The sequence below is a fragment of the Pseudomonas sp. 313 genome, from assembly GCF_000316965.1.
GTDB lineage: Bacteria > Pseudomonadota > Gammaproteobacteria > Pseudomonadales > Pseudomonadaceae > Chryseomonas > Chryseomonas benzopyrenica.
This window is the reverse complement of sequence record NZ_ANBZ01000071.1, coordinates 180,553-194,229: the sequence shown is the minus strand read 5'-3', so window position 1 is coordinate 194,229 and position 13,677 is coordinate 180,553. Positions and strand designations below refer to the sequence as shown.

10 protein-coding genes are annotated in these 13,677 nt (G+C 59.1%); 4 read left to right on the top strand and 6 right to left on the bottom strand.

What is annotated here, in order from left to right; all coding sequences use genetic code 11:
* Nucleotides 1-513: 513 nt before the first annotated feature.
* The 3 genes from C722_RS25860 to C722_RS0115310 all read right to left on the bottom strand — a co-directional run bounded on the left by C722_RS25860 (nt 514) and on the right by C722_RS0115310 (nt 5,175).
* Nucleotides 514-2,820, bottom strand: coding sequence for a UvrD-helicase domain-containing protein (locus C722_RS25860; protein ID WP_081594593.1), 2,307 nt, complete (start codon nt 2,818-2,820; stop codon nt 514-516).
* A 174-nt stretch (nt 2,821-2,994) separates the two neighbouring features.
* On the bottom strand, nt 2,995-3,675 hold the full coding sequence (locus tag C722_RS26255) for a hypothetical protein (protein WP_157225836.1): 681 nt from the start codon (nt 3,673-3,675) through the stop codon (nt 2,995-2,997).
* A gap of 633 nt (nt 3,676-4,308) precedes the next feature.
* Nucleotides 4,309-5,175 carry a LysR family transcriptional regulator gene (locus C722_RS0115310; RefSeq protein WP_017641344.1) on the bottom strand — a complete coding sequence of 289 codons (867 nt, stop codon included), beginning with the start codon at nt 5,173-5,175 and terminating at the stop codon, nt 4,309-4,311.
* A 103-nt stretch (nt 5,176-5,278) separates the two neighbouring features.
* Between C722_RS0115310 and C722_RS0115305 the strand changes: the two genes are divergently transcribed.
* Entirely contained in the window at nt 5,279-6,805 is a 1,527-nt protein-coding gene (locus tag C722_RS0115305; RefSeq protein ID WP_017641343.1) for an NADH-quinone oxidoreductase subunit L, read from the top strand.
* Nucleotides 6,802-9,249 (top strand): YbcC family protein, encoded by a 2,448-nt coding sequence (locus tag C722_RS0115300; RefSeq protein ID WP_017641342.1) that lies wholly within the window; start codon nt 6,802-6,804, stop codon nt 9,247-9,249. Before C722_RS0115305 ends, C722_RS0115300 begins: the two co-directional genes overlap by 4 nt.
* A gap of 86 nt (nt 9,250-9,335) precedes the next feature.
* Here the strand turns inward: C722_RS0115300 and C722_RS0115295 are convergent, their stop codons facing one another.
* The 3 genes from C722_RS0115295 to C722_RS0115280 all read right to left on the bottom strand — a co-directional run bounded on the left by C722_RS0115295 (nt 9,336) and on the right by C722_RS0115280 (nt 11,875).
* Nucleotides 9,336-9,752 carry an NUDIX domain-containing protein gene (locus C722_RS0115295; RefSeq protein WP_017641341.1) on the bottom strand — a complete coding sequence of 139 codons (417 nt, stop codon included), beginning with the start codon at nt 9,750-9,752 and terminating at the stop codon, nt 9,336-9,338.
* Between the two features lie 339 nt (nt 9,753-10,091).
* The gene (locus tag C722_RS0115285) at nt 10,092-10,307 is read right to left on the bottom strand and encodes a hypothetical protein (RefSeq protein ID WP_017641339.1); all 216 of its coding nucleotides are present in this window, start codon (nt 10,305-10,307) and stop codon (nt 10,092-10,094) included.
* A 110-nt stretch (nt 10,308-10,417) separates the two neighbouring features.
* Nucleotides 10,418-11,875, bottom strand: a complete 1,458-nt coding sequence (locus tag C722_RS0115280) for an efflux transporter outer membrane subunit (RefSeq protein WP_017641338.1) — start codon at nt 11,873-11,875, stop codon at nt 10,418-10,420.
* A gap of 249 nt (nt 11,876-12,124) precedes the next feature.
* On the opposite strand from C722_RS0115280, the gene C722_RS0115275 reads away from it, so the two are divergent.
* Nucleotides 12,125-12,367, top strand: a complete 243-nt coding sequence (locus C722_RS0115275) for a hypothetical protein (protein ID WP_017641337.1) — start codon at nt 12,125-12,127, stop codon at nt 12,365-12,367.
* On the top strand, nt 12,368-13,675 hold the full coding sequence (locus tag C722_RS0115270) for an ATP-binding protein (protein ID WP_017641336.1): 1,308 nt from the start codon (nt 12,368-12,370) through the stop codon (nt 13,673-13,675).
* Nucleotides 13,676-13,677 lie beyond the last annotated feature (2 nt).

Below are 13,677 nucleotides of genomic sequence, written 5' to 3'. Positions count from 1 at the left end.
TGGGGCACGGCAAGGTGGGTATTGTAGCGGGAGGAGGGGGAAGAGGGCACGCCTGGGGTGCTGGGTGGTTGATATCGATAAGTATTAAGACCGTGCACATGTGGTACTGATGCAAGCGTTCGGTATCGTAGCCTTTGTTTACCAATAAGCAACGGTAGCGCTAAGAGGTCACTCTGACTTTTCAGTGTGAGTTTCATATCCAAAAAGGTGCGCATGCGCAATGCCCTTCGTTCTCCACTGATGAAAGTATTAGATGGGAAAGTACATCTATGGCGTCACAACTAAGATGAGTCTTAGTGTTCGGGCCGTCTCGCTGACATCCCAATACACGACCTATCGCTTCATCTGGTATTTTTCCAGCCCCAGATGAAGCTATGCTTTAGCGTACCTATTGCAGAATTGATCGTCCGCACGTACATACGTCTAAAAATTTTCAGTTGATACGTTTTAAGTAGCAGCTAAATGTTTTGCGGATTACGCTAGGCAGTTCTAAGGTAGAAGTGGGTTTCTTGTTTAGTCTCTGATGATGTCTATCAGTTGTGCTGCTCTAGCGCTATATAAGGAAGGGCTTATTCCGCGAGCTTTGTTTCCTAAAATATCAACTCGGTACTTGGCTCTGGTTATGGATACGTAGAGTTTTTGGTGGGCAGTGTAACTTAGAAATGCTTGGCTTTCATCGACTCCCATGATCGTAGGGGGTACCCTGCCTAAGTCAACTCCTACTAGTATCACTCCATAAAACTCTAGTCCTCCTACGAATTCAGGAGAGCTTAATACTAGTTTGCCACTCTGCCGGGCTTTAGCAACTGCTTTGATGTCTCCACGGCTTTTTATTATTTCGACGGGTTTTTTGCTTTCAATTGCAGTGGCCTGCGCTCTTTCAAAACACTCGTCCCCAAAGGCAATTATGGCTATATCTGCCTTCTGGCAGTTTAGCTCTCTTGCCATTGCTTCGGCTCTTGAGAATGCTGCAGTATACATTTCGCCGTCAGATGCATAATCTATATATTCAGGCTTCTTTGCTCTTCTTTCTTCGTCTGCTGAGAAGGTGCTTACGGCAGATGTCAAAGGGTTATGGAAGTTTGTAAATAGAGTGGCTCCGCTGGATGTTACAGAAAATGCCAGATCAATAATTTCAGGGGAGCACCTGAATATGCTCTTTACATTGGTCAGCTCACGCTTGTGTTGTTCGTCTGTTGGGACAAATGCATCTTCAAAGGCCTCACTTGTCCATCCTCTATCACCTAATGCCTGTGATCGGTCGACTGAGTAGGCGATAGGCTGTCTTGCGTCTTGCTTTGTTAATTTATGAAAAATAGATAGTTCGTTTAAGTTAAAAAGGTGGGTTTCGTCAATAAAAATACTGTCAAAGCCTTCCCGAACTCTGCGTCTGCGCCAAATAGGTGTGCCCAGTTGTGAGATCGCACTAAGAACTACGTCGTCGGTGTCAAACTGCGCTGCTGCCTCAAGTTCTTTTTGATACTCCTCATACATTAGGAAGACAAGACTTCTATCGCCTTCGTTTTTTAGTGGCATGCCAAACTTAAGTTGGGGCAGTTTTTTGTATTTTGTAAGGTCTTGATCTGCGCGGCCCTTGATCTGGACACTCACTTCGTGCTGTAGCATCTCCGCAATAGCCCAATTGTCTGTACTATCTATAAATGCCTGGAATTCATTGGATAAGTAAGGTCGATGCGAGGTTAGTTCATTAGCTCGGATGCGCTCGACTGCTTCGTTAGCATAAAGTTTTTGGGTGAGCTTGGACTCGTAAGCATCTTTGTCAATAAGTTCCACATCGGAAATTTCTTTTTGTAATAAGAAAGCACAAAGTTCATGGAGTGTTGTGACCAAAATACTCAGTGATTTTCTGCTGGATTCTAAATAGTCGCCCAAATAAGCACTGCCGCCATTGGTGGCAAAAAGATTTTCGATAGTGGTTTTTGTAGCCTGACTATGTGTAACAAAGAGCGATTTATGAATTGCTGCAGGCTGATCCTTTGAGAGTTCTTCAAATTGTTTTATTGCTTTTAGTACTAAACAAAGTGTTTTGCCTGTACCGGCGGGGCCTTCAATACGATGTGGCACACTGAGTTTAGAGTTAACAAAATGTTTCTGGGAGTTAGTAAGCCATTTTTGCCAATTGTCTAAACCATTTTCTTGGAGATGAATGTTTTGCGGTGATAGCTCAGTTATAGCAATGGATGAGATCGACGAATGATTTTCCGTTTGATCTACAATTTTTTTCCTTGCTTGCTTGTATGCGGTATCTCTAACCTCAATCGCTTTCCGGAAATTGGTAAGTTGAGGGGTTTCAGTAGGGCCTTGACCTTCGTTATCACTAAATTTATATATTAAGTAGGCCTGCCCCGATTCTCTTCTTGAACGACGTTTTTCGTCAGGCTGTCTATCAATGCTAATGCGCAGTGAAGTTTGCTGGCCAATAGGGTATGGAAAAACTGCTGCTTTGCCATTGGACAAGATTCGCTCATGTTTGCTTGGGGTTAGATTTGCCCATGATTTTTTACAAAATCTTAACGCTTTTTGACATGCGAGAAGGAGTCCTATATCGTCTAATTCTAGTATTGTATCTGCTTGTTCAAGGTCTATGACTAAATAGTTTTCACTTTTTACATCTGGTGATATTAAAAAGAAACCATCGCTGTGCTGAATGCCTATGCATTTGGAGGATACAGATATTTCGAGGGTTTCTCCTCTTATGAATTTTATGAAAAACTTTGCGTCTTCAAATTCAGTTGACTGGTATGTTCTTCCGTTTACAATTTCATCAATGGATGCAGAGTCAATGTATAGGTACTTCATTTTTCATCAAGGCCCAAGTTGGTTAGCGATTTTTTAACAGCTGTAACGTCGATGTCTTCAATTCCGATGCGTGCAAAAAGCATTGTAAGGCTTTGCATTAAATGTTCCATCCATGGTGACTTTAATCTCGCTACTGGCATACAGTAGTCGTCATCTCCAACAAACCTAGGACAGCTATCTTCTTGTGTGTTTTGGGTTGGAATAGGTTCTTTCGCTAATCCAATAGTGATTTTTTTTGCTGTAGCTTTTTTTTATGTGATGAATTTCTCTTAGGAGAGCAACGTAGTCCCCATTCTTGTCATTGTAAAGGCTGGGCATTTCACGCAAAAGATAATGTCCCACCAATCTGTTGGATGCCAATTCTTGTATAACTTGATCTAGTGTTTTTCTAGATAACTTTATTTCTTCTGTTAGAATTTCATTATCCCAAAGATCCAGAGCTTTCTTTATTCTTACTTCTCTATTTGAGAATTCTTTGTATTCTTTTGCTTTTACGGCTATTTTTTTGTCGACAGCTGCCATTGGGATAAGTTGTAATTGTAGTATTTCATCTGTTGTTTTTGAGTCGAGTAATGACTCTGAGATGTTTGCTTGGCGTAAAATAGATTTTTTTCTATTTAGTAAATCTTGCATTTCTCTTTGTAAAATTATTTCAGCACCGTCTCTTAGTATCCAATCGGTTAGTCTTACTACGGGGACAAAATTATAGATAGGTGCTTTGTTTTGAGCTGCATCACATCTGGCTGTTATAACTAGTCCATATGTTGCGATGTTTTCGTAGCTCTCTGCATAGGCACAAGAAAAAAATTGTGCCTTGCGTGAATTGGTTTTCTCTAGGTGAATCGAACAATTCAAGTTTGCTCCGAGTTTTTATAAGGTTTTATAATATAGCTATAAAGCACTTTTCTAGACTTTAGCATCTTTATTGAGATTTGCAATAAATTTAAAAAAATCTTTTAATGCTGGTGTTTTTTGTTATGCGGTATTTCCAGTTCGAGTTTTTGAGGAGCGGTTTGAGTGGCTGTGGTTTGTTTTAAGCTCGGGTCAATTTGGTAGGCTTTCTTGATTATAATCTAACTGAGACCTGCCTCGGTTTTTTAAAAGCGCGTTTTTAGATCTAAGTCAGAGTGTCTTCTATCTTCTGCGTACAAAGCTTCGGAAGCTTATAGTTTGCTTGGGCACAAATTTGCGTTTAAGATGGAAAGATTGCCGCCTGCATTAAAGGCGCCAACTTTGATTCGCACGGCCCCAACGCTGAAACCTACGCGACTCGTCGATTTCGGTAGCTGCTATTATTTGTCTGCCGATTTCATTTCGACCTGATAAAGCACGCAATTGACTATGCGACGAAGCGAATTACCCGTTAGGGGTTTATAGTTTTCGAGAAAGGTAGAGTTGTGTGGATCAATCTGGCGCATGTACGTCTGTAGAGCGATAGATTCCGCCAGGGTAGCTGGACTTCTGTTAGGACTCGACCTGAGCGGCAAGCTACCCCAGCAACTCCTCCAGAATGCTCAGCCTGAACTGCCGCTGCAGGGTCACCGCATAGAACCGCTCGGCGATCTCCGGCACCTCGGCATAGAGCTGCAGTGCACCGCTGCGCAGTTCGTCCTGCACCACCACGGCGGGCAGCAGGGCCATGTCGCCGGAGTCGCGGGCGAGCAGGCGCAATAGGGCCATGTCGTCGACCTCGGCGCAGATGCGCGGCGTCAGTCCCTGGCCGCTGCAATAGACCTCGAACTGGCTGCGCACGTCGCTGCTGCGCCCGGGCACGATCAGGCGGGCCTGTTGCAGGTCGCGGTGGAGATCGAAGGGGCGGCGGTCCTGGCGTGGTGGACCGATCAGGCACACCGGCTGGCGATGGAGCAGGCGGCATTGCCAGGTGCGCTGGCTGTCGGCGCTCACCGCCTGGTTGGTCAGCACCACGTCCAGCTTGTGCAGGGCCAGGCGCTCCAGCAGTTCGTCCACACCGCCGGATTCGAGGGTCAGAACCAGGTCTTCCCGGCCAAGGAAGGGGCGCAGCAGGTTTTCCTGGAAGTTGCGCGACAGGGTCGCGACGGAGCCGATGCGCAGCCTCTGGTTCGCCTCCTGGGCGTTCTGCAGGGTGTTCTGCAACTCGCTTCCCAGGGCGAAGATGGTTTCGGCATAGTCCAGCACCAGCTGTCCGGCTTCGGTCAGCCGCAGGCTGCGTCCGGAGCGGAGGAACAGGGGATGGCCGAGCTGGTCTTCCAGCACGCGGATCTGGGTGGAGAGGGCGGATTGGGAGACATGCAGCGCCTCGGCGGCGCGGGTGAGATTGCCTTCCTTGGCCACGGCCCAGAAGTAGTGCAGGTGATGGAAATTGAGGCGACGCATGCTTCGTTCTTCAAAAGTGAACGTTAGGTTCTGATCAATCTATTTTAAATAATTCTTACACATCCTGAAACTGGTGCCCTCTGGTGTTCAAGGAGTGTGCACGATGTCTAGCCCGCTGTTTCCCCTGGCTCCGCTGTTGCCCTGGGTCTATGCCCTGGCGCTGTTGCCGGCGGCCTTTCTCGCTTCACCTGGCCAATTCTGGCGGCCTGCTCGTGTCGCCGGCTATCTGGGCGTCTTGCTGGTTCTTGCCACATGGTTACAGGCGGTCTTCGAAACCCAGCACCCCGACCGCCTCGGCCTGGCGATGGCCGGACTCGTCAGCCTGCTGGCGCTGGTGATCATCGAGTACTCCCAGCGCTATCTGGAAGGAGAGCCAGGACAGCGGCGCTATGTGCTCGCCCTGCTGGCCACTCTGGCGGCGGTGGCCACGGTGGTCACCAGCGATAACCTCTTGCTGCTGGCAGGCGCCTGGATCCTGTCCAGCCTGTGCCTGCACCAGTTGCTGACCTTCTACCGCGAACGCCCTCAGGCCGTGGTGGCGGCCCACAAGAAATTCATCGCCAGTCGCCTGGCCGATGTCAGCTTGCTGCTGGCGATCCTGCTATTGGTACAGGCGGGCGGTAGCAGCCAGCTCTCACTGATCCTCGCCACCGTGGAGGCCCAGGTGCAGGCGGGTGGTCCGCTCGGCTGGGAATTGCAGGGCGCGGCGCTGCTGCTGGCGCTGACGGTGATCCTAAAGTCGGCACAATTGCCGGTGCATGGCTGGCTGATCCAGGTGATGGAGGCCCCCACGCCGGTTTCGGCCCTGCTGCATGCCGGGGTGGTCAATCTCGGCGGCTTCGTGCTGCTGCGCTTCGCCCCGCTGTTTTCCGCCGCCGTACCGGCGCAGAGCCTGCTGGTGCTGGTGGGCGGCCTGACCGCGGTCCTCGCGGCCCTGGTGATGATGACCCGCATCAGCATCAAGGTCCGCCTGGCCTGGTCGACCTGCGCGCAGATGGGCCTGATGCTGCTGGAATGCGGGCTGGGGCTGTACGAACTGGCGCTGGTGCACCTGCTGGCCCATTCGCTGTACAAGGCCCATGCCTTCCTGGCCGCCGGCGAGACGGTGGCCCATGCCCGGCAACAGGCGCTGCAACCCCAGGCACCTGCGCTCGACCTAGCCGGCCTGCTGCGCGCGCTGCTGGTGGCCGCCCTGATGCTGATCCTGCTGCAAGGGCTCTGGGCCTGGCTGCTGCCCGGCCATGAGCTGCCTCTGGTGGCCCTGACGCTGCTGGCGATCGGCTTGGCGCCCTGGTGCCTGCGCCGCGGCCAGTGGGCGCACGGACTGCTGATGTTCGGCCTGCTGCTGGGCGCCTATCTGCTGTGGCATCAGGCGGCCGGCTGGATCCTCGACCAGCACCTCGCCGAGGCGCCGCTGCCGCTGGCCCTGCTGGCGATGGGCCTGCTGGTCGGTCTCTACCTGCTGCAGGGCCTGCTGCTGGCTCGGCCGCGCGGCGCTCTGGCGCAACGCCTCTACCCGCTGGCCTTTGCCGGCTTCTACCTGGACGAGCACTTCACCCGCCTGACCTTCCGCCTCTGGCCGGCGCATGCGCCCCAGCCCCTGAGCGCCACCCTTGGAGACCACTCATGACTGCCTTCGAAGCGCTTCCCAGCCTCAAGCACCAAGCTCTGCACGAGGCCGCCCGGCAGGCCTGTGCGCGCATCGCGCCGACCTGGCCGCTGGATCGCATGATCGCCGTCAGTCCCCTGTGGGAGCGGCGCGATCAGGCCTGGCAGACAGTCGCCGCGCAACTCTGGCAACGCGCCGGCAGCCGCCTGACCCTGGACACCGTGGACTATCGCCAGGCCTGGCAGGACGGCCGCATCGCCGAGCGCCATCTACAGCAGGCGCTGGCCGAGCAGGGGGCGTCCTGCACGCCGGTACGGCTGCTGGAGGTACTGAACGCCCCTACGGAGGTCGACCAGGGGCTGCCGCTGCTGGAGGATCTCGCCGAGCCAGGCGTGCCGCTCCCGGGCTGGCCGGCGCTGATCACCCAGCAGATCGGCCAGAGCTGCGCGGCCTGGTTCGATCACGAACAGGCCGATTGGCGGCCGGCAGAGGGTAGCGGGCTCTATCAGACCTGGCGCGCCAGTCTGTTGGCCGACCGGGGTCTGAGCGTGCTCAGCGCCTGTCGCGACCTGCACCCGCGCATTGCCGAGTTGCCACTGCAACCCGAGGCGGCCCTGGAGGCGGCGGTCGAGCAGCTGGGTCTACCGGCGGAAGACTGGGCCCTCTGGTTCGACTGCCTGCTGTTGCGCAACCTGGGCTGGGCCTCCTGGTGCGCCTATCGGCGCTGGCAGGCCCGGTTGCAGGGCGAGGACGACCAGACGCTGCTGGAGCTGCTGGCCATCCGCGCGGCCTGGGAGTGGCTGGTGGATGATCGCCGGCGCGATGCCGGGAGCCGCTGGCACAGCTGGCGGGCGGCCTGGCAGGAGCGCTCGCAGCAGGCGCCCTCGGCCAATTGGCGGGCGCTGCAGCTGTGGCAGCGCGCCGACGAACTGGCCTGGCAGGAGCAACTGCAGCGGGCCCTGTGCCAGAGCACTCCCGCCGCCGCACCCACGGCACCGCTGGCCAAGCTGTTCTTCTGCATCGACGTGCGTTCCGAGCCGCTCAGACGCGCCCTGGAGCAAACGTGCCCGGAGCTGGAGACCGGCGGTTTCGCCGGCTTCTTCGGCCTGCCCATCGCCTATACCCCGCTGGGTACCCAGGCCACGCGCCCGCAATTGCCGGGCCTGCTCGCGCCGCAGCTGCAGGTGAGCGACGGCAGTGGCGATGCCGAGCGGGATCGGCAACTGGCAGAGCTGCATCAGGAGCGCCTGGCCCGTCAGGGCCGCTGGCGGCTGTTCGAGCGGTTGCCGGCCTCGACCTTCACCCTGGTCGAAAGCGTGGGGCTGGGCTATGCCGGGGCGCTGCTGGGGCGGACCTATGGCCTGGCCGGTGGCGCGCCGTCGCCAGAACTCAGTGCCTGGCGCCGCCGCGAGCGGCAGCAGCTGCAACCACGGCTGCCGGCCCTGTCGCGGCTCCAGCAGGTCGACCTGGCCGAGCGCATCCTCAAGGCCATGGGGCTCAGCGGACAACTGCCGCCTCTGCTGGTACTGGTCGGTCATGGCAGCCAGAGCGCCAACAATCCTCAGGCGGCAGGCCTGGACTGCGGCGCCTGCTGTGGTCAGAGCGGCGAGATCAATGCGCGACTGCTGGCCGGCCTGCTCAACGATCCCGAGGTCCGCATCGGGCTACGGGTGCGCGGCCTCGACCTGCCGCCGCACTGCCAGGTACTGGCCGGGCTGCACAACACCACGACGGATGAGGTGCAGGTCTTTGGTCATGCGGCGCTTCCTGCTGCGCTCCAGCCCAGCTGGCAACGCCTGCGGGCAGCCCTGGACGGAGCGAGCGCCGAGGCGCGTCGGCAACGGGCCAGCACCCTGGGCCTTGCGCCGCTGCAGGAGCAGCCGGCCAAGTTGCTCGGACGGCTGCGGCGGCGCGCCCGCGACTGGGCGCAGACCCGGCCGGAATGGGGACTGGCCGGCAACGCCGCCTTCATCGCCGCGCCGCGGGCACGCACCCGCGCGGTGGATCTGCAGGGCCGCGCCTTCCTGCACGACTACGACTGGCGCCAGGACGCAGGGGGCAAGGTACTGGAGCTGATCATGACCGCACCCATGGTGGTGGCCCACTGGATCAACCTGCAGTACTTCACCTCGACCACCGACAACCTGCGCTTCGGCAGTGGCAACAAGCTGCTGCACAACGTGGTGGGTGGCCATATCGGGGTGTTCGAGGGCAACGGCGGCGACCTGCGCATCGGCCTGGCGCGCCAGTCGCTGCACGACGGTCAGCAGTGGATGCATCGTCCGCTACGCCTGCACGTGGTGATCGAGGCGCCGCGCGCCATGATCGATCAGGTGATCGCCAACCATGCCGTAGTACGCGATCTGGTGCGCAATGGCTGGCTGCACCTGTTGCGCCTGGATGGCCAGCCGGCCTGCCTCGAGCTGCGTACGGCGGGAGGGTGGCGGCCGTTACCGGAGGTCTGACGCCTATCGCTGCCAGAGCGGCCTGATGCCTCAGGCCACTCTGGCAGAGCGGTTGCGGCGCGGTCGGGCCTGACCGAGGGCGATTGCTAGTGGCTCAGCAGCTGCCGCTGCAGCAAGGGCCAGATCACCTCGCCCGTCAGGGGCGCCAGCGGCAGAGCGCCGGGCTCGTCTACCGCTACCCATAGCGCCTCCTCGATTTCGGCGGCCGGCAGCGGCTGATCTTGCGCGCCCATGGCTACCTGATACAGCGCGCAATCGACCCTGAAGCCGGGTTCATTGGCGGCCGGCGCCTGGTAGTTGCCAAGAAAGGTCGCGGCGTCCGGCGTGATGACCAGGCCAAGCTCTTCTTCCAGTTCGCGGATCAGGGCCTCCAGGGGTTGCTCCCCCGGATCCACCTTGCCGCCCGGTTGCATGAAGGCGGTGGTGCCCCGCTTGCGCACCAGCAGCACCTGCTGGCGGTCGTTCAGGAGGATGGCGGCGGCGATGTGCAGGGTAGGGGTCAAGGCGAGCGTTCCAGACTAGGTGGGCGGGTCACCGTGCCGGGAGAAGGGCGGAAAGGCAACTGGCGGCGATCCTGGCTCAGCCTGCCCGCGGGGACTGTGGTGGCTGTCAGAGGTCGAGGGCATCGAACAGGATCTTGAACGGCTCGCCTTTGGGCAACAGGCTCATGGGCAGGTATCACGTCGGGTTCGTCGAGGTCGACCAGGCCGAGCATGGCGGAGAGGCAGGCCAGCAGCAGAGTCATAGAGACGCCGAAAGCGCGCATTAGCCAAGGCTCGTGAAATGTCCTGGGAGCGGAGACGTTTTCCCGTGGATCAACGAAAGGAAAGGTCGCGTCGGCCTCACAGATCGGTATGCAGGGAATAGCCATTGAAGCCGGCGGCGAACAACATGGCGCCCCAGAGAAAGAAGTCGGTTTGCAGGAACTCGCGCTTTATCGAAACCAGCTTGATGCCGTTGTTCAAGGCGACGGTGGGGTCTATGAGCCACCCCACGAGTACGGCCACCCCGCCCAGTATCATGGCGATGAAGCCGATGCTTTTTATGACGTGCCTCACTGGCGTCTCCTTTTGTGCGAACGCGCATCCGATAGATGGGCGCCTGGAATTCAAGATATCGAGCTGCAGAAGGGCCCGTGTAAAACCTCATGAAGGCCGGTAAACAAGTGTTAACGCGAGGCCATGGGCGACGGGGTCGCAGCGGGTGAAGCGGCTAGATCCGCTCCGCCGCTCCGCTCCCACGCGCCGCCCAGTGCCCGGAACAGGTCGACGTGGGCGATCATCAGCTGCAGCCGGGTTTCGATCAGGGCGTTATCGGCCTGGTAGAGGCTGCGCTGGCTGTCGAGCAGATTCAGGTAGTTGTCCAGCCCCTGCCGATAGCGCTCGCTCGCCAGCTCGACACTGCGCGCGGTGATGTCATGCAGGCGCTGCTGGGCCGCGAGCTGCCGTCTCAAGGGCGCCTCGGCAACGAGTTGATCGGCTACCTCACGAAAGGCGACCTGGATGTTCTTCTCGTAGCGAGCGATATCCTGATCGCGCCGCACCTCCGCCAGGTCCAGGTTGGCGCGGTTGCGACCGCCGTCGAACAGCGGTACCTGCAATTGGGGGACGAAGCTCCATACCTGATTGCCGAGGTTGAACAGGCCGTTCAGATCGGAACTCAGGTAGCCGGCGCTGGCCGTCAGGGTGATGCGCGGGAAGAAGGCAGCCCGAGCGGCGCCGATATTGGCGTTGGCCGCACGCAGGCGGTACTCGGCCGCGCGAATGTCCGGACGGCGTTGCAGCAGGTCAGAGGGCAAGCCCGCCGGGACGGGCAGGTCGAGACCTTGGCGCGCAAGCGGCAAGGGCGCGGGCAGGTCGCTGCGCGGCTCTCCGCCGAGCAGCAGGCGCAGGCTGTTGTCCGCCTGTGCCCGACTTCGTTCCAGGACGGCGAGATCGGCTTCGGTGGTCTCTAGCGCCGTTTGAGCCTGGGCCAGGTCCAGCGCCGAACTCAGGCCGGCGGCATGGCGCTGTTCGATCAGGGCGAGGCCTCGCTGGCGACTTTTCAGAGTACTGCGACTCACGAGCAGTCTCTCATCCAGGGCGCGCTGATTCAGATAGGCCGTCGCCACCTCGGCGATCAGCGACAGCTCCACCGCGCTGCGCGTCTCGCGTTGGGCCAGGTACTCGTCCAGAGCGGCATCACGCAGGTTTCTCAGCCTGCCGAACAGGTCCAGTTCGTAGGCGTTGGTACCCAACCCGACGCTGTATCGGTTGGCCGTCTGGCTGCCGCTTCGCTCCTGGTCGGTACGCGAGGCGCTATCCAGGCTCTGAGTCCGTTCCCGCGTCCGGCTGGCGGTGGCGCCCAGTTCGAACATGAGGTCGGCACGACTGATGCGATAGCGGGCGCGTGCCTCCTGGATATCCAGCGCGACCAGCCGCAGATCCCGATTTCCGTCCAGGGCCTGATCGATCAAGGCGTGCAGGTGCGGATCGGCGAACAGGCTTTGGCGGTCAGGCGACAGGTCCGCGGACGCCGTCGGCACGGGATAGCGCTCCGGGACCGGCGCCTGCGGTCGTTCATGGCGGGGTGCCAGGGAGCAGCCCGCGAGCAGGCCACTCAGTGCCAGGACGGTCACTCCAGTCATGACGAGCCTGCTTGCCGCGAGCTGTTCGCCCCAGGGCAGGGCTGGGCGGCAGAGCCGAGCCAAGGCGTGCGATGGCACCAGGATCCGCTTTTTTTCGGAGTGCCAAGAAGGAAAGAGTGGGTAGTGAAACATCGGGCGTCCTCGTGGAGAACGCCATGGTAGAGGGCGCGCCTGGGCGGCCTTGTAAAGGTCTGTAGGTCTCTTGTGAAAGAGTGTTAAGGGCGGTCCTTGAGGGCTTGGCGCTCCGTTATGCTCGCCGCCTGCTTGCCCTGGGACCTACCTGTGAAACCCTTTTTTCGCGTCGAAACCGTCGCCGCCTCGGCCGCGCCGATGGCCACCGATCAGCGTCGCCAAAGCACGCTCGTGATCCTGCCTGGTCAGCGCCAGGAAGGCGCCGCCTACCGTTCGCGCTGGCCGTCGTTCAAGCTGGCAGAACGGGCCGGATGCGTCTCGCAGCAGGGACGACCGCGCCGCGGCGTCGGGTCCGCCTAGATGTTCAAGATCCTGATAAGGCTCTATTGCGTGCTGCTGGTGACCTATGGCGCAGCCAGCTATCTGGTCCCGGAAGCCCTGCAGCAGATGTTCAGTGATCGCTATAGTCGCGTCAGTCTGGAGCAGATGCATGGCCCACTGAAACTGGTGGAGCGGACCTTCGTGGAGACGCCGATCTCTCGTTGGCCGGCGCTGCTGGCTGAGCTGAACGCCGACATCGCGCCCGTCACCTTGCAGCTGGGGCTGCAGACCGATCCTCGGTTGACGAGCGCCGAGCGCCACCGTTTGGCCAAGGGCGAACGGCGCGTCCGCCTGACCGACGATGGCGATCCCAGCGTCGCCCTGATCCCCCTGCCGGGCGGGCACGTCCTCTGGGTCGGCTTCGCCGAGGTTCCGACCGACATAGCCCTGACGTATTGGGCCATGAACGCCCTGATCGGGGCGGCGCTGCTCATCTGTCTGTATGTCTGGCTGCGGCCGCACTGGCGCGATCTGGAGCGGCTCAGGCGCACGGCGGCGCGCCTGGGCAAAGGGCATTTGCAGGAGCGTACCGCGATCTCGCCGCGCTCGGACATCGGCCAGCTGGCGCGGGCCTTCGATGACATGGCCCAGGACCTCGAAACCCTGATCGTCCAGCAGCGCGACCTGCTCAATGCGGTCTCCCATGAGCTGCGCACGCCCCTGTCCCGTCTGGAATTCGGCCTGGCCCTGTTGCAGGCCGACCCGCTGCCCGCTGAAACACAGCGACAGCTGGAGCAGCAGATTCGCCACGTCCGCGAACTGGATGCGCTGGTGAACGAGCTGCTTTCCTACGCGCGGTTGCAGTCCAGTCAGCAGCCACCCGAGCGTCAAGCACTCACGCTCGGTGCCTTCCTGGACAGTGTCCTGGCGGATTTCAGCGAGGAACAGGAAAGGCGTGGCGTCACCTTGAGCCTGGACATGGCCGCTGCGCCCGAGCAAGCCCTCTTGGCACCAAGACTCACGGCCCGCGCGTTGCAGAACCTGATTGGCAATGCCCTGCGCTATTGCCAGCGTGGGGTCTGGCTGACCGTTGGCCGCGACGCCGACAGCCTGCTGATCACCGTCGAGGACGATGGCGAGGGTATTCCACCGGGCGAACGGGAGCGGGTGTTCGAGCCCTTCTATCGCCTGGATCGCAGTCGGGATCGTGCTACCGGCGGCTTCGGCCTGGGGCTGTCGATCAGCCGTCGCGCCATAGAAAAGCAGGGCGGGCAATTGGCGCTGACGCAAAGCGAAAGAGGCGGCGCGCGCTTTGACATCCGGCTGACCGACGCCCTCGCGTCCTGACC